The organism is Maribellus comscasis, assembly GCF_009762775.1.
GTDB lineage: Bacteria > Bacteroidota > Bacteroidia > Bacteroidales > Prolixibacteraceae > Draconibacterium > Draconibacterium comscasis.
In genome coordinates this window covers 4,359,240-4,378,286 of the sequence record NZ_CP046401.1, presented here as the reverse complement: position 1 = coordinate 4,378,286, position 19,047 = coordinate 4,359,240, and the positions used below count along the sequence as shown (strand labels likewise).

General features: G+C 38.5%; 18 protein-coding genes. 3 read left to right on the top strand and 15 right to left on the bottom strand.

Annotation, left to right across the window (positions count from 1 at the left end; translation table 11 throughout):
- Nucleotides 1-2 precede the first annotated feature (2 nt).
- The 6 genes from proC to GM418_RS17245 all read right to left on the bottom strand — a co-directional run bounded on the left by proC (nucleotide 3) and on the right by GM418_RS17245 (nucleotide 5,434).
- On the bottom strand, nucleotides 3-806 hold the full coding sequence (gene proC / locus GM418_RS17270; RefSeq protein WP_158868501.1) for a pyrroline-5-carboxylate reductase: 804 nt from the start codon (nucleotides 804-806) through the stop codon (nucleotides 3-5).
- Nucleotides 807-839: 33 nt separating this feature from the next.
- Nucleotides 840-1,991, bottom strand: a complete 1,152-nt coding sequence (locus tag GM418_RS17265) for an aspartate aminotransferase family protein (protein WP_158868500.1) — start codon at nucleotides 1,989-1,991, stop codon at nucleotides 840-842.
- Nucleotides 1,992-1,993: 2 nt separating this feature from the next.
- Nucleotides 1,994-2,962, bottom strand: a complete 969-nt coding sequence (gene argC, locus GM418_RS17260; RefSeq protein WP_158868499.1) for an N-acetyl-gamma-glutamyl-phosphate reductase — start codon at nucleotides 2,960-2,962, stop codon at nucleotides 1,994-1,996.
- Between the two features lie 7 nt (nucleotides 2,963-2,969).
- On the bottom strand, nucleotides 2,970-4,163 hold the full coding sequence (locus GM418_RS17255; protein ID WP_158868498.1) for an argininosuccinate synthase: 1,194 nt from the start codon (nucleotides 4,161-4,163) through the stop codon (nucleotides 2,970-2,972).
- 105 nt (nucleotides 4,164-4,268) lie between these two features.
- Nucleotides 4,269-4,943: a GNAT family N-acetyltransferase gene (locus tag GM418_RS17250; RefSeq protein WP_246222737.1), complete on the bottom strand. Its 675-nt coding sequence runs from the start codon at nucleotides 4,941-4,943 to the stop codon at nucleotides 4,269-4,271.
- Nucleotides 4,944-4,954: 11 nt separating this feature from the next.
- Nucleotides 4,955-5,434, bottom strand: coding sequence for an arginine repressor (locus GM418_RS17245; protein WP_158868497.1), 480 nt, complete (start codon nucleotides 5,432-5,434; stop codon nucleotides 4,955-4,957).
- A 221-nt stretch (nucleotides 5,435-5,655) separates the two neighbouring features.
- Here GM418_RS17245 and carA point away from each other — a divergent pair, with 221 nt between their 5' ends.
- Nucleotides 5,656-6,747, top strand: coding sequence for a glutamine-hydrolyzing carbamoyl-phosphate synthase small subunit (gene carA, locus GM418_RS17240; protein ID WP_158868496.1), 1,092 nt, complete (start codon nucleotides 5,656-5,658; stop codon nucleotides 6,745-6,747).
- A gap of 16 nt (nucleotides 6,748-6,763) precedes the next feature.
- Nucleotides 6,764-9,991 carry a carbamoyl-phosphate synthase (glutamine-hydrolyzing) large subunit gene (gene carB, locus GM418_RS17235; RefSeq protein ID WP_246222736.1) on the top strand — a complete coding sequence of 1,076 codons (3,228 nt, stop codon included), beginning with the start codon at nucleotides 6,764-6,766 and terminating at the stop codon, nucleotides 9,989-9,991.
- Nucleotides 9,992-10,322: 331 nt separating this feature from the next.
- Here carB and GM418_RS17230 read toward each other — a convergent pair whose 3' ends face one another.
- From GM418_RS17230 to GM418_RS17200, 7 genes are all read right to left on the bottom strand, one after another.
- Entirely contained in the window at nucleotides 10,323-10,640 is a 318-nt protein-coding gene (locus tag GM418_RS17230) for a heavy-metal-associated domain-containing protein (RefSeq protein WP_158868495.1), read from the bottom strand.
- A gap of 1 nt (nucleotide 10,641) precedes the next feature.
- Nucleotides 10,642-11,118, bottom strand: a complete 477-nt coding sequence (locus GM418_RS17225) for a DUF302 domain-containing protein (RefSeq protein WP_158868494.1) — start codon at nucleotides 11,116-11,118, stop codon at nucleotides 10,642-10,644.
- 200 nt (nucleotides 11,119-11,318) lie between these two features.
- Nucleotides 11,319-11,816, bottom strand: a complete 498-nt coding sequence (gene tpx / locus GM418_RS17220; protein ID WP_158868493.1) for a thiol peroxidase — start codon at nucleotides 11,814-11,816, stop codon at nucleotides 11,319-11,321.
- A gap of 86 nt (nucleotides 11,817-11,902) precedes the next feature.
- Nucleotides 11,903-12,814 carry a cysteine synthase A gene (gene cysK, locus GM418_RS17215; RefSeq protein WP_158868492.1) on the bottom strand — a complete coding sequence of 304 codons (912 nt, stop codon included), beginning with the start codon at nucleotides 12,812-12,814 and terminating at the stop codon, nucleotides 11,903-11,905.
- A gap of 68 nt (nucleotides 12,815-12,882) precedes the next feature.
- A complete protein-coding gene (locus GM418_RS17210) occupies nucleotides 12,883-13,041 on the bottom strand; it encodes a hypothetical protein (RefSeq protein ID WP_158868491.1) in 159 nt (52 codons plus the stop codon).
- A 5-nt stretch (nucleotides 13,042-13,046) separates the two neighbouring features.
- On the bottom strand, nucleotides 13,047-14,387 hold the full coding sequence (locus GM418_RS17205; protein ID WP_158868490.1) for an ABC transporter permease: 1,341 nt from the start codon (nucleotides 14,385-14,387) through the stop codon (nucleotides 13,047-13,049).
- Nucleotides 14,388-14,398: 11 nt separating this feature from the next.
- On the bottom strand, nucleotides 14,399-15,322 hold the full coding sequence (locus tag GM418_RS17200) for an ABC transporter ATP-binding protein (protein WP_158868489.1): 924 nt from the start codon (nucleotides 15,320-15,322) through the stop codon (nucleotides 14,399-14,401).
- A gap of 567 nt (nucleotides 15,323-15,889) precedes the next feature.
- On the opposite strand from GM418_RS17200, the gene GM418_RS17195 reads away from it, so the two are divergent.
- Nucleotides 15,890-17,281, top strand: a complete 1,392-nt coding sequence (locus tag GM418_RS17195) for an AGE family epimerase/isomerase (protein ID WP_217447506.1) — start codon at nucleotides 15,890-15,892, stop codon at nucleotides 17,279-17,281.
- Nucleotides 17,282-17,297: 16 nt separating this feature from the next.
- Here GM418_RS17195 and GM418_RS17190 read toward each other — a convergent pair whose 3' ends face one another.
- Nucleotides 17,298-18,458, bottom strand: a complete 1,161-nt coding sequence (locus GM418_RS17190; protein ID WP_158868488.1) for a quinol:cytochrome C oxidoreductase — start codon at nucleotides 18,456-18,458, stop codon at nucleotides 17,298-17,300.
- A 32-nt stretch (nucleotides 18,459-18,490) separates the two neighbouring features.
- Entirely contained in the window at nucleotides 18,491-19,045 is a 555-nt protein-coding gene (locus tag GM418_RS17185) for a c-type cytochrome (protein ID WP_158868487.1), read from the bottom strand.
- Nucleotides 19,046-19,047 lie beyond the last annotated feature (2 nt).

The window sequence follows — 19,047 nt, the reverse complement described above, 5'->3', positions numbered from 1 at the left end:
AACTACTTCCCTGAATTATCAATTTTTTTATAAGATGCAAGAACCCCCTGAATTAATGAGGAACTGAATCCTTTATGTTCCATTTCGTTTAGACCGGTTATGGTGACTCCTCTTGGAGTGGTTACCTTATCGATTTCGCGTTCCGGATGATGCCCCGTTTGCAGTATCAATTCTGTTGCGCCCTTTACTGTTTGTGCAGTTATAAACTGCGCCATATCGGCACCAAAACCAATTTCAATTCCGCCCTGCATTGCCGCCCTGATATACCGTAAGGCATATGCTATTCCACAGGATGAAAGCACGGTAGCTGCTGCCATCAATTCCTCTGGTATTTCAACGGTTTTGCCTAACTTATCAAACAACTCTATCACAAAATCTTTGTCTTCAGTTTTGTTTCCATTGGTCGAAATACAGGTCAGCGACTCCTGTAACGCAATTGCAGTGTTAGGCATTACACGGAAAATAGAAATATTTTCACCGGCCATTTTTGTAAGCTCTTCAATACCAACTCCGGCTACGATTGAAATAAAAATTTTATCTGAAGTCAGCGCTGGTTTTATCTCATTAACCACACCTTCTATATGATACGGTTTTACAGCAACAATAAATACTCCGGCATTTTGAACCACCTCTTTGTTATTTTTGCATGCAGTAACCCCCATCTCCCTCATTTCATTGAGATTTTTTTCTTTTGGATCGAAAACAAAAATATCCGAAGCGCTGATAAAGCCTGATTTAACGAGCCCAACAGCAATTGCTCCACCCATATTACCGGTACCTATAATTCCTATTTTTTTATTTTCCATTATACTAAGTTACAAAATGGTTATGGCTGAAAACTATTTTTCAACCATCGACACAGAAGTGTCAGTCAATACCTTTTTAAAAGCGTTTAAAAAATCATTTGCTTCTGAAACACTTAAACTTAAAGGCGGCAACAACCTTATTATATTCTGACCGGAAACTCCGGTAAACATTCCTTTTTCAAACAATAGTTTGCTTCTGATTTCTTTTATTGCCTGTTTGAATTCCAGACCTATCATCAAACCTTTCCCTCTGATTTCAAACCCAAAATCCCATTGAGAAAGACTGTCTATCAAATACTCTCCAACTTCCATAGCATTCCGGACAAGCTCTTCTGACTTCATTACATCCAATACGGCAATGGCAGCAGCACAAGCCAGATGATTTCCCCCAAATGTAGTTCCAAGCATTCCATACCAGGGCTTAATATCAGGATGAATCATCACTCCACCAATCGGGAAGCCATTTCCCATTCCTTTGGCTGTGGTAATAATATCGGGGTGAACATCAAAATACTGATGGGCAAAAAACTTACCGCTTCGTCCGTAGCCCGACTGAATTTCATCCAGAATAAGCAGAAACTCATATTTCTTTGATAGTTGCCCCAGCTCTTCCAAAAAATGTTTTCCGGGTACATGAATTCCACCAATGCCCTGTATTCCTTCCACTAAAACGGCGGCAACTCCCCCTTTTTCCAGTTCTGTTTTTACAGCCTGAATGTCGTTAAACGGAAGTATAATCGCATTTTCAGTTTCATTTACAGGAGCCACAATTTTTGGATTGTCGGTTAATGCAACTGCGGCGGAAGTACGCCCGTGAAATCCTTTTTTAAAGCTGATAAATTTCTTTTTGCCTGTAACAAACGAAGCCAGTTTTATTGCATTTTCATTGGCTTCTGCACCTGAATTACAAAGGAAAAGCTGATAATCAGGGTATCCTGAGGCTTCTCCCAGTTTTTCAGCCAACTCCTTTTGTAAAGGATTTTGAACAGAGTTGGAATAAAAACCAATTTGTGAAAGCTGGCTGGAAATTTTTTCAACATAATGCGGATGACTGTGTCCGATTGAAATTACAGCATGACCGCCATACAAATCGAGATATTTTTTCCCTTCAGAATCCCAGACATAGCATCCTTCTGCTTTTACCGGGGTAATATTAAAAAGCGGATATACATCAAATAAATTCATAACTAAAATGCAACGGGTTTTAAATTCAATCCTGTTCTTTCATCCAGTCCAAACATCAAATTCATATTCTGAACTGCCTGACCGGAAGCTCCTTTTATCAGGTTGTCGGTTAAACTAATTATTACCAATTTATTATTATGTTTTTCCAAATAGATAACTCCCTTGTTGGTGTTAACCACCTGTTTCATTCCGGGATTTTCATGGCTTACAAATACAAACGGATGTTCGTTGTAAAAGTCCTGATATATTTTTTTTGCTTCTTCCTCCGAGCCATCAAACCGGGTATAGGCGGCAACAAAAATCCCACGGGTGTGATTTCCCCGAATCGGAACAAAATTAAAATCATTGGCAAATGAAGGCTGCAATTGTTTTAAACTTTGTAAAATCTCGCCTTCGTGCTGATGCTCCATAATTTTATATGCAGAAAGATTGTTATTTCGCCAACTAAAATGCGATGTTTCTGTTGGTTTTTGGCCTGCACCTGTTGAACCGGTAATGGCCTGAATGTGCACTCCATTCTTCAACAAACCTTCAGCGGCAAGCGGTAACAATGCCAACTGAATTCCGGTGGCAAAACATCCCGGATTTGCTATATTTTTTGCAACTTTTATTTCTTCCCTGTTGAGTTCCGGCAAACCGTAAACAAAATCATTACCTTTTCTTTTTAATCTGAAATCATGGCTTAAATCAATAACTTTTAAAGAATCCGGAAGTTGATTTGTTTCCATAAATTCTTTTGATTTGCCGTGCCCCATACAAAGAAAAATCACATCGACCTTTGAAAAAGGCAATTCTTCCGTAAATTCAATATCCGTTTCACCTAATAAATCAACATGCACATCAGAAATCAAATTTCCGGCGTTACTGGAACTCTGAACAAATGTAACTTCTGCCTGAGGATGATTTAGTAAAATTCGCAACAACTCTCCGGCAGTGTAACCGGCTCCTCCAATAATTCCAACTTTAATCATCCGTTTTTTATATTTTCTTGTTTACTGAACTATAAATCTTTAACGAATTGGATAATATTTTGGTAAATCCTTTGATATCATCACCAGTCCAGGCTTTTACAGTCTCCCCGTACTCGCCAAATCCCGAATTCATTAAATCGTGTTCTGACTCAATGCCCTGCAATTCGAAATGATATGGTTTCAATTTTATAAAAACTTTCCCGGTAACATTTTCCTGTGTTGATTCAAGGAATGTTTCCATATTGCGCATCACTGGTTCATGATATAACGCTTCGTGCAAAAACATACCGTACCAGTTGGCAAGCTGTTCCTTCCAATATATCTGCCATTTTGTAAGTGTATGTTTTTCCAGTAAATGATGGGCTTTGATAATTAACATCGGAGCGGCGGCCTCAAAACCAACACGGCCTTTTATTCCAATGATAGTATCTCCAACGTGAATATCGCGCCCAATTGCATATTTTGATGCTATTTCTTCCAGAGCCTGAATGACCCCGGGCCCGCTTTCAAAAGTTTTTCCATCAATGGTTTTTAATTCGCCTTTTTCGAAACCAAGTTCAATTACTTTTTCATCACTGCTTTCGAGCTGACTTGGATAAGCTTCACTTGGTAATCCTTTGGAAGAAGTTAATGTTTCTTTTCCTCCCACACTGGTTCCCCACAGTCCCTGGTTAATGGAATATTGCATTTTGATAAAATCTTCTTCCACACCGTGCTTCTGCAAAAAATCAATTTCTTCCTGGCGACTTAGCATTAAATCCCGGATAGGTGTGATGATCTCAATCTCCGGTGCCAAAACCTGAAAGGTCAAATCAAAACGAACCTGATCATTACCCGCACCTGTACTACCATGTGCAATATAAGCGGCTCCGATTTTTTTTGCATAGTCGATGGTTGCAATGGCCTGAAAAACACGTTCGGAACTTACAGAAATCGGGTATGTATTGTTTCTGAGGATATTTCCGTAAACCATGTACCGAATACATTTCTGATAGTATTCTTCTGTTACATCGAGAGTAACATGTTCCTTTGCACCAAGTTTATATGCTTTTTCCTCAATCTTTTTTAGTTCCCCGTCAGAGAAACCACCTGTATTTGCAATTGCGGTGTAAACTTCAAAGCCTTTTTCTTCTTTTAAATATTTTACACAAAAAGAGGTATCTAAACCTCCGCTAAATGCTAAAACCAGTTTTTTACTCATGATAAATATCTTATAAAGAGCAACGAAGACGCCCAAATCCAATTTTAAAACTATTCATTTATTTTGCTGTCTGTATAAAAAATATCTATACTAATTAGCGCTCCGTTACTCTTTGGTTGTTTCTTTGTTATTGTTGATTTCCAGTTGTTTTTTAAATCCTGCCTTAGGTTTTATTTTCTGAATAATATCCATCAAACTGCGTTTTTTAACCGCATTGCCGTTTACTTTTTCCTTATTTTCCCACGCCGGATCATACAGCATTCCGGTACACAAACATTTCGTTCGTTCCGTACGCATCAAAATATCGTAATTCACACACCCTTTACAACCGTTCCAAAACATGTCATCAGTGGTCAGCTCCGAGAAAGTAACCGGGCGGTATCCCAACTCATGGTTAATTTTCATCACCGCCAAACCAGTGGTCAGGCCAAAGATTTTGGCATTCGGATATTTTTTTCTAGAAAGCTCAAAAGCTTTGTGTTTTATTGCTTTTGCCAGTCCATAACCTCTGTATTCGGGCACAACAATTAATCCTGAATTGGCTACAAAACCTTTGTTTCCCCAGGTTTCTATATAACAGAATCCGGCAAATCTATCACCGTCGAGTGCCAAAATAGCTTTTCCATCTGTTATTTTTGCAGTTAAATATTCCGGAGAACGGCGTGCAATACCTGTTCCACGGTGTTTTGAAGCTACATCAATGGCATCATTTATCTGGTCTACATATTTAATATGTTTTTCACTTGCAACTTCTACCCTGATATTGTTTAATTCCTTCATCAAATTAAATATTACAATTTGCCCCTCAAATTGGGCATTACATTTATTAACGCATTTACTAAATCTGTTTTTGCAATTCCTTCTCTCTGAATAAGAAGAATTGTATCGTCTCCTGCAACCGTCCCGATAATCTCCCAGGGCTCGGCTTTGTCAATCACAGCGGCAATACTGTTGGCATAACCGGGTGATGTTTTTACTACAGCCAGGTTGCCTGAGAATTGAATATCTTTAAATCCGTCAGCCAAAAAGTTAACACGGTTTCTTTCACTTGAAACCTCTTCCTTTTCTGCTCCCGGAACGGTATATATATATCCTTTAGTAGGATGTGGCACTTTGGCAACCTGCAAAACTTTTAAATCACGCGACAATGTTGCCTGCGTTAATTCAAAGCCGTTTTTTCTCAGCTGCATCAATAATTCCTCCTGGCTGTGAACCTTGCCATTCAAAATTATTTTTCTGATTTCAAGTTGCCTTTCTACCTTTTTTTTCATTATGAATAAATATTCATTTTCTTTGCAAAATTATTCATTTTTATTAAAAAACAAACCAATTGTTTAAGAAATATTACTATTTTTGTCGGAGAAATGATTTTAATAACATCATTTTAATTTCAATGGGAGAAAAGTTAGTAGTTATTTATAAAAAGACTGAAGAAAAATGCGTTTAAACTATTTTTAGTGGAAACGCATTTTTTTTAATAGAACAACTGAAAATGTTAAAAGTAAAACAAGCAAAACTCACCCTGGAAGACGGGACTGTTTTTACAGGAAAATCGTTTGGAAGTGAAAATTCGGTAGCTGGCGAAGTTGTTTTTTACACAGCAATGACCGGCTACCCGGAGAGTTTGACAGACCCATCATATACAGGACAGATTCTGGTATCGACCTACCCGATGATTGGAAATTATGGTGTCCCGTTTGATTCAAAAGAAAATGGAATTCATAAGTTTTACGAATCTCACAAATTACACATTAGCGGGTTAATAATTTCGGATTATTCCTTTGAGTTCAGCCATTGGAATGCTCAAAAAAGTTTGTCTGACTGGCTCAAAGAATACGAAGTTCCGGGTCTTTTCGACATCGACACACGAGCCTTAACAAAAATTTTACGTGAAAAAGGATCGATGTTAGGAAAAATTGAGTTTGAAAACGAAACCATCGATTTTTACGACCCAAACCTGGAAAATCTGGTTGCGAAAGCAAGTTGTATCAATAGGGAAGAATATGGAGACGGTGAACACCGCGTTGTACTGGTAGATTGTGGTGTAAAAAACAACATTATCCGCTGTTTGCTTGACAGAGATGCTACAGTAATCAGAGTTCCGTGGGATTATGATTTTACAAAGGAAGACTACGATGGTGTTTTTATTTCCAACGGTCCGGGCGACCCGGCCATGTGCATGGAAACAGTAGGCTATATAAAACAAATTGTTGAGGAAGACAAACCGGTTATGGGAATTTGTTTGGGAAACCAGCTTTTGGCATTGGCTGCCGGCGCTCAAACCTACAAATTAAAATACGGACACCGGAGTCATAACCAACCGGTAATCCTGAAAAATACAAACCGTTGTTATATCACCTCGCAAAACCATGGTTACGCTGTTGAAACTGAAACCCTTCCACCTGACTGGGAAATACTTTTCACCAATGCCAACGATAACACAAACGAGGGTATAAAACATAAAAGCAAACCATTCTTTTCCACACAGTTTCACCCGGAAGCTTCAAGTGGGCCTACTGATACGGAATTTTTGTTTGATGACTTTATCGACAACATCAAAAAGTACAAAGGATTGGGGAATTAGAAAATAAAAAATTACCATGATAGAAACACATATTAAAAAAGCAGTCATCCTCGGTTCGGGGGCATTAAAAATCGGAGAGGCCGGAGAATTTGATTATTCCGGTTCACAGGCGTTAAAAGCACTCAAAGAAGAAGGTGTTGAAACCGTACTCATCAATCCGAATATTGCTACGATTCAAACCTCAGAGAATATTGCCGATAAAATTTATTTCCTCCCGGTTACACCCTTTTTTGTTGAAGAGGTTATCAAAAAGGAAAAACCACAAGGTATTTTGCTTGCTTTCGGAGGACAAACCGCGCTGAACTGCGGAGTTGCTCTGTTTGAATCCGGTGTCCTGGAAAAATACAACATTGAAGTTGTTGGAACGCCGGTTCAGTCGATAATTGATACAGAAGATCGCGATATTTTTGCCAAAATGCTGGGTGAAATCAATGTAAAGACCCCACAAAGTATCGCAGCTTCAAATATGTCGGAAGCAAGAGCAGCGGCACAAAAGGTAGGATTTCCTATTATTATCAGGGCGGCCTACACACTGGGAGGATTAGGTAGTGGTTTCTGTGAAAATGAAGAAGAACTGGAAGCACTTGCATCAAAAGCGTTTTCCTATTCACCCCAAATTTTAGTTGAAGAATCAATAAAAGGGTGGAAGGAAGTCGAGTACGAAGTGGTTCGCGACAAATACGATAACTGTATTACAGTGTGTAATATGGAAAATTTTGATCCGCTGGGGATTCATACCGGTGAAAGTATTGTTGTTGCTCCGTCGCAAACACTATCGAATGCTGAATACCATAAGCTGCGTGCAATTTCAATCAAAATTATCCGCCGGGTTGGTGTCGTCGGTGAATGTAATGTTCAGTTTGCGCTCGACCCGTACTCAGAAGATTATCGGGTTATTGAGGTAAATGCCCGCTTATCGCGTTCATCGGCACTGGCATCAAAAGCAACGGGTTACCCGCTGGCGTTTGTGGCTGCCAAGCTGGGACTAGGATATGGTTTACACCAGTTGAAAAACTCGGTCACAAAAGTTACAACGGCAGCATTTGAGCCGGCACTCGATTATTGTGTCGTAAAAATTCCACGCTGGGATTTGAATAAATTTATTGGCGTTTCCAAAAACATAGGAAGCTCCATGAAGAGTGTGGGTGAGATCATGGCAATCGGCCGAACCTTTGAAGAAGCCATTCAAAAGGGTATCCGAATGGTTGGATTGGGAATGCATGGTTTTGTTGGAAACCGGGATGAAATCAATATTCAGGAAATTGAAGAGGAACTTTCAAATCCGACTGACAGAAGGATCTTTGCCATTGCCGAAGCATTTAATAAAGGATTTTCTGTTGATGAAATTTACGATAAAACAAAAATTGACCGTTGGTTTTTACAAAAACTAAAAAACATCTTCCTGATAAAAAAGGAATTGCTGAAATTTGAAAAACTGGAAGAACTGCCGGTTGATTTATTAAAGATTGCAAAACAAGCCGGATTTTCTGATTTTCAAATTGCCAGACTCGTGATAAACAGCCCGAACAAAAATATTCATGAAGATTTGTTGCGGGTGCGGGAATACAGAAAAGCAAACGGTATTGTTCCGGTAGTAAAACAAATAGATACGCTGGCGGGGGAATATCCGGCACAAACCAACTACCTGTATCTTACGCACAACGGCTCCGAACACGATATTGATTTTTACAACGATAATAAATCAGTAATCGTTCTTGGCTCCGGGGCTTACCGGATTGGAAGTTCGGTAGAATTTGACTGGTGTAGTGTAAATGCAGTGGAAACCATCAAAAAAGAAAATTACCGTTCGGTGATGATCAACTACAACCCGGAAACCGTTAGTACAGACTATGATATCTGCGACCGGCTTTATTTTGACGAACTGACTTTTGAGCGGGTAATGGATGTTTTCGATTTGGAAAATCCTTACGGAGTTGTGGTTTCAATGGGTGGCCAGATTCCGAACAACCTCGCCATGAAACTGCACGGACAAAATGTTCCGGTTCTGGGAACTTCTCCTCTTAAAATTGACAATGCAGAAGATCGTGAAAAATTCTCTTCACTTTTGGATGAACTGAAAGTGGATCAACCTCGCTGGGCACGACTTTCAACCATTGATGAAATTCACAAATTTGTAGATGAAGTGGGTTATCCGGTGCTTATTCGTCCGTCGTATGTTTTATCCGGCGCTGCGATGAATGTGGTTTCCAACCCCGACCAGTTGGAACATTTCCTCGAAATGGCTGCCAATGTATCAAAAGAACACCCGGTGGTTGTTACTGAGTTTATCGAACAGGCCAAGGAAATTGAAATTGATGCAGTAGCCAATAAAGGAGAAATTGTTGCTTACGCCATTTCTGAACATGTTGAATTTGCAGGAGTTCATTCGGGTGATGCGACCATCGTTTTTCCTCCGCAGAAACTGTACGTGGAAACCATCAGAAGAGTAAAAAAGATTGCACGCCAAACGGCCAAAGGGCTTGAAATTACCGGCCCATTTAACATGCAGTTTTTGGCAAAAGACAATGATATCAAAGTCATCGAATGCAACCTCCGGGCATCGCGGAGTTTCCCCTTTGTTTCAAAGGTGATGAAAATTAACCTGATTGAAATTGCAACAAAAGTGATGCTGGGAATCGATGTTCCGAAACCCGATAAGTCGTTGTTCGAGCTGGATTATGTAGGAGTAAAAGCACCTCAGTTTTCCTTTGCGCGTTTATTAAATGCCGATCCTGTTTTGGGGGTCGATATGGCTTCTACAGGAGAAGTTGCCTGTATTGGAGAAAGCTATTACGAAGCTATTTTGAAATCGATGCTTTCTGTGGGTTATAATTTCCCCAAAAAGAACATTTTGATTTCATCCGGTCCGTCGAGAGGTAAAATAGAATTGCTGGAAAGTGCCAGATTGTTAAAAGAAAAAGGATACAATATTTTCGCTACGGAGGGAACGCACCGTTTCTTCTCGGATAATGGAATAGAAAACACCTTGTTGCACTGGCCTGATGAAGAAGACAGGCATCCGAATACCATAGAATATTTAAAAGAGAAAAAAATTGATTTGGTGATAAATATTCCAAAAAATTATACAAAAAGGGAATTAAAAAACGGCTATAAAATCCGCAGGAATTCAATTGATTTTAATATTCCGCTTATTACCAATGCGCGGGTGGCAAGTGCCTTTATTTACGGAATTTGTAAATACAACATTGAAGATATTACGATTAAAGGCTGGAATGAATATTAAGTAGCAGCAACAACAAATAAAAAAGCATCAGTTTTCGCTGATGCTTTTTTATTTAATTCAAAATAACTTTAATTTTCCAAATCTTTGTCCCGAAATTCATCTTTCGGTTGATGTTTTTTTCTGACGACAAAACTCTGACATTAACATGCCAGCTTGAAGTTTTATCGTTTAAAACCAAATTGTTTCTGTAATTTTTCTGACTCATTGTTTAATATGTTATGGCAAGTCTAAAATAGATAAATCATTTCTATTTGTAACCTTTTTTTCTGCCAATCGACGAAAATTACAGATAAATGAAGAATTGAACCCGCGAAAAGACTCTTGCAAAAAGCTACGACCCCTTTTTTATTGAATACCCGCGTTTTTCAATTGCAGCTTCAATATGGGCTAAATCGGTTTTCGAGGCATCGTATTTTACAACTGCCGTAGAATCTTCCAGGTTTGCCTTTACAAAACTTATTCCTTCCAATTCGTTGACTCCTTTTTCGATAGAATTTACGCACATATCGCAATGCATTCCTCCGACATTTACAATGGTCTCAACCAATTCAGCATTCGCCGGCTGATCCTGTCCCGATTTTTTTTCTTTGTTTGCCGGCTGACATGCAACAAATGCCAATACCACAAAAACATACAAATACTTTTTCATTTTAATTGTTTATTACAGGTTCTAAAATTTTTAGATTTTCTTTTGTAGCAACATTCATCACTTCGCTGACTTTATTGCCTAAAAATTTTGAAAATAAACCGGCATTCAACATGGAAACATAAGTCTTTCCATTTTTCTCATAAACAGCAACACGACAAGGCATTAAGGCTGAAACCATTCTTTCATTATCTCCTTTTAAAATTTCATGCGCATGTACCGGATTACATAAAGAAATCACTTTCACTGGCTGCACATCAAATCCATTTTTCTGCATTGTGGCCTGTAAATTGTACTGATGCGGCATACTCCAGCCATTCTCTTTTACCGATTCTTCAATCGTTTGCAAAGTCTCATCAAACCCAAGTTTACTTTCATTCACAATAAACATCTGCCCAGGTAATACAAACAATATTACCAAAAAAGGAACCACTATTCCGGCAGCTACTCCGCCTATAAATACCGATAATTTACTCTTCATATTACATTGTTTTCTAATTATTCTGAACACGTTACCGGAGAAACATACACCTTACTCCGTTTTTTTTGTTCATTAAATTCAATAACAACTTTTCCAAACCTTTGTTTGAAAAAATTGGACAAAGACAATCCGATACAAATTAAAGGCTTACAAAATTTTGGACAGCAGGTGTAGGAAGGAGGTTATTTCATAAATAAATTCTACTTAACCGCCTCTAACGCACCCTCATAATCAGGTTCAACCACAATTTCAGGAACTTGTTGTGTAAACAGAACCTTTCCCTCTTCATTCAAAACAATTAATACGCGCGAATGTAAGCCCTGCATAGGGCCCTCTGCAATTTCCAGTCCGTAATCTTTTCCAAAGTCACCGGATAAATCACACAAAGTAATTACATTCTCTATTCCTTCTGCTCCACAAAAACGGGCCTGCGCAAAAGGTAAATCTCTTGAAATATACAGGACCTTTGTGTTTTCCAGATCAGTGGCCGCTTTATTGAATTTTACAACTGAAGTTGCACACGTGCTTGTATCAATACTTGGCGAAATATTCATTATAATCTTTGAGCCTTTAAAATCGCTCAAATTTACACGCGATAAATCACTTTTAACCAGGGTAAAGTCTTTTGCGGTATCACCTACACCGGGGAGTTCTCCAACCGTATGAATCTCATTTCCTTTCAGAGTTATTTTTGCCATAATAATTTTTATTTAAGTATTTGCTGAATAAAACAGTTTAAGGAGTTTAAAGTTGAATTATATCCAAAATTTAATACTCTTAACAATTAATACAAGTCATCAACAGAAAGATAGCGCTCACCATGATCGTAAGTAAACGTAAGAATTTTTGAGCCTTCCGGTATTTCTTTTATTTTCTTGGCCACAGCAGCCAGAGAAGCGCCGGAGGATATACCTACAAACAAACCTTCTTTCAGTGCTGCTTTTTTTGCATATTCAAAAGCTTCTTCTTTTGAAATTTGAATTGTCCCGTCCAGCAAATCAGTGTTTAGGTTATCAGGAATAAATCCCGCTCCAATACCCTGAATGGGATGTGGTCCCGGGTCGCCACCACTAATCACCGGGCTTCCGTCGGGTTCAACAGCAAAAACTTTTATATTCGGAAAATGCTGTTTTAAAACTTCTGCCACTCCGGTAATATGTCCGCCTGTACCAACACCGGTGATTAAATAATCCAGTCCATCAGGAAAATCATTCACAATTTCGAAAGCTGTATTTTTCCGGTGCGCATCAACATTGGCAGGATTTGAAAACTGGAAAGGAATCCACGAATCCTGAATCTCTGATGAAAGTTCCTCTGCCTTTGCAATAGCTCCCTTCATTCCTTTCTCACGTGGAGTTAACACCAACTCGGCGCCTAAAGCTGTTAAAACTTTACGCCGTTCAATCGACATCGATTCGGGCATGGTTAAAATCAGCCGGTAATCTTTTACAGCAGCAACAAGCGCCAACCCAATTCCAGTGTTTCCGGAAGTGGGTTCAATAATTGTCGATCCTTGTTTTAAAATTCCTTTGGCTTCGGCGTCCTCAATCATCGACAAGGCAATTCTGTCTTTAATACTTCCTCCCGGATTTGTTTTTTCCACTTTCACCCAAACTTCGTATTCCGAAGGATACAACCTGCTTAACCGGACATGTGGGGTATTTCCAATAGTCTCTAAAATACTATTTGCTTTCATATTTGTAATTTTAAAATCGGTATAAAAAAAGCCTCCCTGAAATCAGGAAGGCTTTCGTATAAATTATTTTACTTATTTTCACAATCTATCCACGAAAAGTACCTTCCCTGAAACCCGGGATACAGCAACACATGCAGGTATTTATTTTCGTGTTTTTCATTCACTGCAATATACTCAACTTTTACAAATTCTAACTTAGAAACAAGAATCGCTTTAAATTGTTTCAAAAAAATTAACTTTTATATCGCAACCACTTTATCAATTCTTTGAGGTTTACTTTTTTACCATACATTAAAATACCGGTACGGTAGATTCTAGCCGCTACCCAGATTGCTCCAACAGTTGCCAAAACAAGTAAAAACATAGAAAGTAAAAGCTCCCAGGTAGGAATTCCGTAGGGCACCCTGGCCAACATCGAAACCGGAGATGTAAACGGAATAATTGAGCCCCAGAAGGCCACAGGCCCTTCGGGATTTTTAGCAATGGGGAATAACAACATGATGGAAAGAATTAGCGGTATGGTAACCGGAAAAACCAATTGCTGTGCATCTTCGTCGCTGTCGACTGCTGCTCCAACTGCTCCCAGCAAAGAACTGTACATCAGATATCCCACAAGGAAATAGAACACAAAAGAGAATAGAATTAACGGCAGATTCAGGTTGCCAATCATTTCCAAAACTTCAGTTACCTGACTTTGTCCAGCCATTTGAGATGCCGCCGGACTCATAGCAGACTGCGACTCCATAATGCTTTGTCCCATTTGCTGAGCCGATTCAGGAGTAAACAATCCCTGAACAACTCCCAGAGCAACTGCACCTAAAACAATCCAGATTCCTACCTGTGTTAAACCAACCAGCGCTGTCCCGATTATTTTTCCTGCCATTAGCTGCATCGGTTTTACGGACGAAATGATTACTTCGATTATCCGGTTCTTTTTCTCTTCCATCACGCTCCGCATTACCATAGAACCATACATAAATACAAAAAAGTAAATGATAAAACCCATAGCGTAACTGGCAATAAACGCAATAGTCGAAGAACTTTTTTTGGTTTCTCCCGATTCCGATATTTTAAGCGTATTGAGTTTTATACTGGTTTTGGTTCCTGCCAGCCTGTCTTCCAAATCCGGAATCCGGGTCTCTTCCACCACTTTTTGGCGTTTGTCATTCTCGATAAAACGACTTAGTTTTCGCTCAATTTGTTCGCTTAATTCGATAGGAACCTGTTTTACCGATAAGAGCTGGGCAACATTTGCAGAATATATATTTGCGGGGATGTACAACAAGGCGTAAAAATCACTCTCTTTTAAATTCGATTTCAACTCATTATATTCTTCCTCGGGTATAAAATGGAAGGTTGTGTAGCCTTGCTGTTCCAGTTCACCCAAAAACAATTGCGACTCATCGTATACTGCAATAGTCCGTTCTTCTTTATCGTTATTAATGGAAAGAAAAATAATAAGTGCAAACATTCCCGCGAAAAGAAACGGCACCAGCAGTGTAAGAACAATAAACGATTTTTTCTTTACCCGTTTTAAATATTCCTGTTTTAATATTAGTAGTGTTTTATTCATCTTAAACTGATTTACTTTTTATTTGATTCTTCAACAGCGGTAATAAATACATCATTCATGCTTGGAATAATTTCTTCAAACGAGATGATTTCGGCCACGGGAAGCAATTGCTGAATAAGCTTATTATTTGAATCACCGTTTAAATATTGTACCGTAAGTTGGTTTTCTTTTTCACTTTCAGCATGTCCGAGTATTTTCATTTTTTGTCCAAGTGCCTTTTCAACCTCTTCGAACTCCCCCTTGTATTTTACTTCAAAAATATTCTGTTTGTATTTCTCCCGAATTTCATCGGTTGGGCCGTCAACAATTTTTTTTGATTTATTTATCAGCGCAATATGATCGCAAAGTTCTTCAACCGACTCCATGTTGTGCGTTGAAAAAATAATTGTAGCCCCTTCATCTCTCAAATTTAATATCTCACGTTTTAAGAGATTGGCATTAATCGGGTCGAAGCCACTAAAGGGTTCATCAAAAATAAGCAACCTGGGTTTGTGGACTACGGTAGTAATAAACTGTACTTTTTGAGCCATTCCTTTTGAAAGTTCTTCCACTTTTTTGTTCCACCAGGTCATTATTTCAAACCTTTCAAACCAATGTTTCAGGTTTCTGGTGGCCTCCTGTTTGCTCAACCCTTTCAATTGCGCAAGGTAAATGGCTTGTTCACCGATTTTCATCTTCTTGTACAAACCACGTTCCTCGGGCAAATATCCAATCCGGGCAACATCTGAGGCTTTCATTTTACGGCCTTCCAGAAGTACTTCCCCACTGTCAGGGGCGGTAATCTGATTAATGATCCTGATTAGTGTCGTTTTTCCTGCTCCGTTTGGACCAAGCAATCCGAAAATACTTTGCTCGTTTACCGAAATACTTACATCCGACAAAGCTTTTGTGGTGGCAAAAGTTTTATCAACATTTCTAGCGCTAAAAATCTCCATAAAATTTGTTTTAGAAATAGGTAACTTTTTTAACTCAATAGTTACAAATTATAAGGTTCTAAAAATAGCAGAACAATTTATTGAATTCAAATTTAAATCTGGTAAACATCATGTTTTTACCGACGAACCCTGTTTTTCTAAAAAAGATACTGACAATCAATTATTCGATAAAATCATGTATAGGTGTTTTATTGAATATCCCAAAAAGACATTTCTAATTTAAATTATTTGCTGGTGTCAAATAAAATGTAGTAAAAGATATTCAAAAAAAATGAAGATTTTCCCGATGCTGAAAATATAAAAAGCTTCAATAAAAACAGATAAGGTCGCTATATTTATACGGTACCAGATGTAAGCTGGTGGACATACCATTTAAAGGTTTGTAATCCCGAAGGAATCCCTTCTTTTCCCGGCATACATGTTTATAAAGCATGATGGTTCCTACAGAAGTTTTGCTTTTAGAATAAAAAGATGAATCAATATTCTCAACGGATTGAGTGTACTATAAATCTTTATACACCTTTTAATTTTGTATATTTCGTGTAGAAACCGAACGAAACCAAAAAGATGAAAAAGACAGTCCTTTTTATACCGTTCATGTTAACGCTTGCTTTTAGCTGTTCCCAAAAAACAAATTCAGACAAAGCATTAACAGAGGAACTAAACTTGTCGCTTCAAACCGAAATTCTGGATGCCTGGTATCCCCGTTCAATCGACTCCGTGTATGGGGGCTTTCTGAGCAATTTTACATTCGACTGGCAGCCCAGTGGGCCGCAAAATAAAATGATTGTTACCCAAACCCGCCACTTGTGGACACTTTCTGAAGCAGCAATGTTCTATCAAAATGATAAATACCGGGAAACTGCTGATCATGCATTTCAATTCCTGCAAAACAAAATGTGGGATAAGCAATACGGAGGTTTTTATACCACCCTGAACCGCGAAGGAGAGCCTGGTACCACAAATTTTGGTGGCGCAAAAATGGCCTACGGAAATGCATTTGGTATTTATGCCCTGATGGCTTATTATAATCTAACCAAAAATGAAGAAGCGTTGGAGTTGGCAAAACAGACCTTTTTGTGGTTGGAAAAGTATAGTCACGACCCGGTGTATTCGGGATATTTCAATAATCTGGAGAGAAATGGAAATCCCCTTAGTATAGCGAGAATGGAGGAAACTCCGGTTGAACGTCCCGAAGAATTACCGGATTATAAAAGAATGAGTCAGAAAGATCAAAATACTTCGATTCACGTTCTGGAGGCATTAACTGAATTGTATAAAGTTTGGCCGGATGGATTGGTTAAAACCCGGCTTAACGAAGTGTTTAATTTAATTTCAGAAAAAATAGTAACACCCAAAGGCTATCTCACGCTTTTCCTGGAAAGAGATTTTACACCCATTTCATTCAGGGATTCTACAGAGGAAATAATCCGGCAAAATCTTTCCACCGACCATGTTTCTTTCGGACATGATATTGAAACCGGCTTCCTGTTGCTGGAAGCGGCACACTCTCTTTACGGGAAAATTGATAAAAAAACACTTGCATTGGCCAAAAAAATGGTCGATCACACCATTGACAACGGTTGGGACGAAAAAAAAGGCGGAATTTATGATCGTGGCTATTATTTTCAAGGTTCCGATACCATAACGATTATGCACAATGCAAAGGTTTGGTGGAGCGAGGCTGAAGCTATGAATGCTTTGCTGCTGATGTCAAAACTTTTCCCGGATGAACCCAAATACAGGGAATATTTTGATAAACAGTGGGAATACATCCAAACCTTTCAAATTGACCATAAACACAAAGGTTGGTATTCAGAAGGAATTGACAAAAGTCCTGAACAAGTTTCAGCCCCAAAAGGTTCAGACTGGAAAATCAACTATCATAACTTCAGGACGATGCGAAACTGTATTAAAATGCTTCGCGGCGACCATGAATTGACAACAACAAAAAACTAAACAAATTTTCCTTTTTCTAAAAATGATGATAAACACTTTCCTCCATATAGGGATGATTTTTCGGAACCAGATTTGCTTTTGCCAACCAGGTTGAAACAACCCATGCAAACAATCCAAGGTAACCGATAAATGTCCCGATTTCCAGTAGCCCAAATTTTGCTTCATGCACGGTTGCCGGCCAAATGATGTAATATAATTCGGTATATTGACCAATCATTAGTAAAATAATAACAGGTGTAATTATCAGTTTACTTCGTGATGTTTTTCTTGGCATCAATACTATGAAAGGTATAAACCAATTGATTAAAATATTTGCAAAGAATAAAACTTTGTATGCACCATCCCAGCGGTGAACAAACCAGGACGTTTCTTCGGGGATGTTTCCATACCAAATGAGCATAAACTCGGCGAAATTAAAATAACCCCAAATTATACTTGTCATGAATATGTAGCGTGTAAAATCATGTAAATGGCTGCGGTTCAACAAATCAAAATGGCCTGTTCTGGCAAGTATAATTATAATTAATGTTATTACTGAAGAGCCGTGTAAAAATGCAGCAATAAAACTTTTTCCGGCAAACAAAGTACTAAACCAGTGCGGTTCAAGCGACATTAACATGTCGACTGCAAAAATGCTAAAGGAAAAAGCGATGACAAAAATAAACACCTTTGAATAAAATTCAGATTTATGAAAATATTCCATTCCGCCAACCTCATCTTCCTTTAAAGAAATCTTCCTTAAATATTTTGAAAGCAATGTCCATGCTCCAAAGAATACAACAACCCGTGCAAAAAAGAAAGGAATGTTTAAATAGGGTGATTTATGTTGAAGCAAATGGTCGTGTTGAACCACCTCATCATGTGTCCATTCAAAAATAGAGTGCATTCCAAAAAACATAATCAGAAAAAATACTCCGGCAAAAGGGATATAGGCAACCATCGCTTCGGGAATTCGCTTGAACGCTGCCGACCAACCTGCATTTGCGATATACTGAATAGCTCCAAAAAAAGCAGCTCCAATAGCCAGCATTAAAAAATAATAATTGTTTAGCAGATAATTTGCCCAGGTTCTTTTTGCATCAAAAATAAAACCCAGTATAAATGAAAGCACACCTATGCCAATTAATACATATGTGAGCATTTTAAATTTATTCGATACAACTAATTTGTTCTCCATAACCGGTTATTTTTCTCTTATTCGGTATGCTTCTACTGTAATTCCTTTTTAATATACATCGCTATTTTCCAGCGATCTTCGGGTTTTATCATCGAACCATGTTCTCCCATAACACCAAAACCAACTGTTATAACATGATAAATATCGGCTTCCGGATTGGCCAGCATTTTTTCACTCAACAAACTGGCTGGCGGATAAGGATATTTTTTATTGACATACAACGCTCCCTGTCCGTCTCCTTTTTCGCCATGACATTGCATACAGTAAATACCATACATTCTTTTTCCACGTTCCAGATTTTGAGGAGTCGGTTCCAATTCATTCATCAGTGTTTGCGCTGCCAATGCCCTGTCTTCATCTGTTTTTTCAAAAACGTAGGGGACCATTCCCCGTGGGATTGTTCCTTCCACAGGGGGTTGCATGGTTTTACCATCCGAAAAATTGGAATTGGGTGTGTAACTTTCATAAGCTGCAGAGTGTGCCATGTCGCGACCATATTCCCAGCCCGTGGTCCGTCGGTTGTAATCACACGAAGCCAAAAAAATAAAAAGTAAGCTGAATAATCCTATATATGTGGTATTCTTCATAA

Bases quoted from the DNA above. Each gene is read 5' to 3' on its own strand.
- GM418_RS17205 (WP_158868490.1), bottom strand. From the start codon at position 14,387: ATGAATAAAACACTACTAATATTAAAACAGGAATATTTAAAACGGGTA.
- carB (WP_246222736.1), top strand. From the start codon at position 6,764: ATGATAGAAACACATATTAAAAAAGCAGTCATCCTCGGTTCGGGGGCA.
- GM418_RS17230 (WP_158868495.1), bottom strand. From the start codon at position 10,640: ATGAAAAAGTATTTGTATGTTTTTGTGGTATTGGCATTTGTTGCATGT.
- GM418_RS17245 (WP_158868497.1), bottom strand. From the start codon at position 5,434: ATGAAAAAAAAGGTAGAAAGGCAACTTGAAATCAGAAAAATAATTTTG.
- GM418_RS17250 (WP_246222737.1), bottom strand. From the start codon at position 4,943: ATGAAGGAATTAAACAATATCAGGGTAGAAGTTGCAAGTGAAAAACAT.
- GM418_RS17195 (WP_217447506.1), top strand. From the start codon at position 15,890: ATGAAAAAGACAGTCCTTTTTATACCGTTCATGTTAACGCTTGCTTTT.
- argC (WP_158868499.1), bottom strand. From the start codon at position 2,962: ATGATTAAAGTTGGAATTATTGGAGGAGCCGGTTACACTGCCGGAGAG.
- proC (WP_158868501.1), bottom strand. From the start codon at position 806: ATGGAAAATAAAAAAATAGGAATTATAGGTACCGGTAATATGGGTGGA.
- GM418_RS17265 (WP_158868500.1), bottom strand. From the start codon at position 1,991: ATGAATTTATTTGATGTATATCCGCTTTTTAATATTACCCCGGTAAAA.
- GM418_RS17185 (WP_158868487.1), bottom strand. From the start codon at position 19,045: ATGAAGAATACCACATATATAGGATTATTCAGCTTACTTTTTATTTTT.
- GM418_RS17225 (WP_158868494.1), bottom strand. From the start codon at position 11,118: ATGAAGAGTAAATTATCGGTATTTATAGGCGGAGTAGCTGCCGGAATA.
- carA (WP_158868496.1), top strand. From the start codon at position 5,656: ATGTTAAAAGTAAAACAAGCAAAACTCACCCTGGAAGACGGGACTGTT.
- cysK (WP_158868492.1), bottom strand. From the start codon at position 12,814: ATGAAAGCAAATAGTATTTTAGAGACTATTGGAAATACCCCACATGTC.
- GM418_RS17255 (WP_158868498.1), bottom strand. From the start codon at position 4,163: ATGAGTAAAAAACTGGTTTTAGCATTTAGCGGAGGTTTAGATACCTCT.
- GM418_RS17190 (WP_158868488.1), bottom strand. From the start codon at position 18,458: ATGGAGAACAAATTAGTTGTATCGAATAAATTTAAAATGCTCACATAT.
- GM418_RS17200 (WP_158868489.1), bottom strand. From the start codon at position 15,322: ATGGAGATTTTTAGCGCTAGAAATGTTGATAAAACTTTTGCCACCACA.
- tpx (WP_158868493.1), bottom strand. From the start codon at position 11,816: ATGGCAAAAATAACTCTGAAAGGAAATGAGATTCATACGGTTGGAGAA.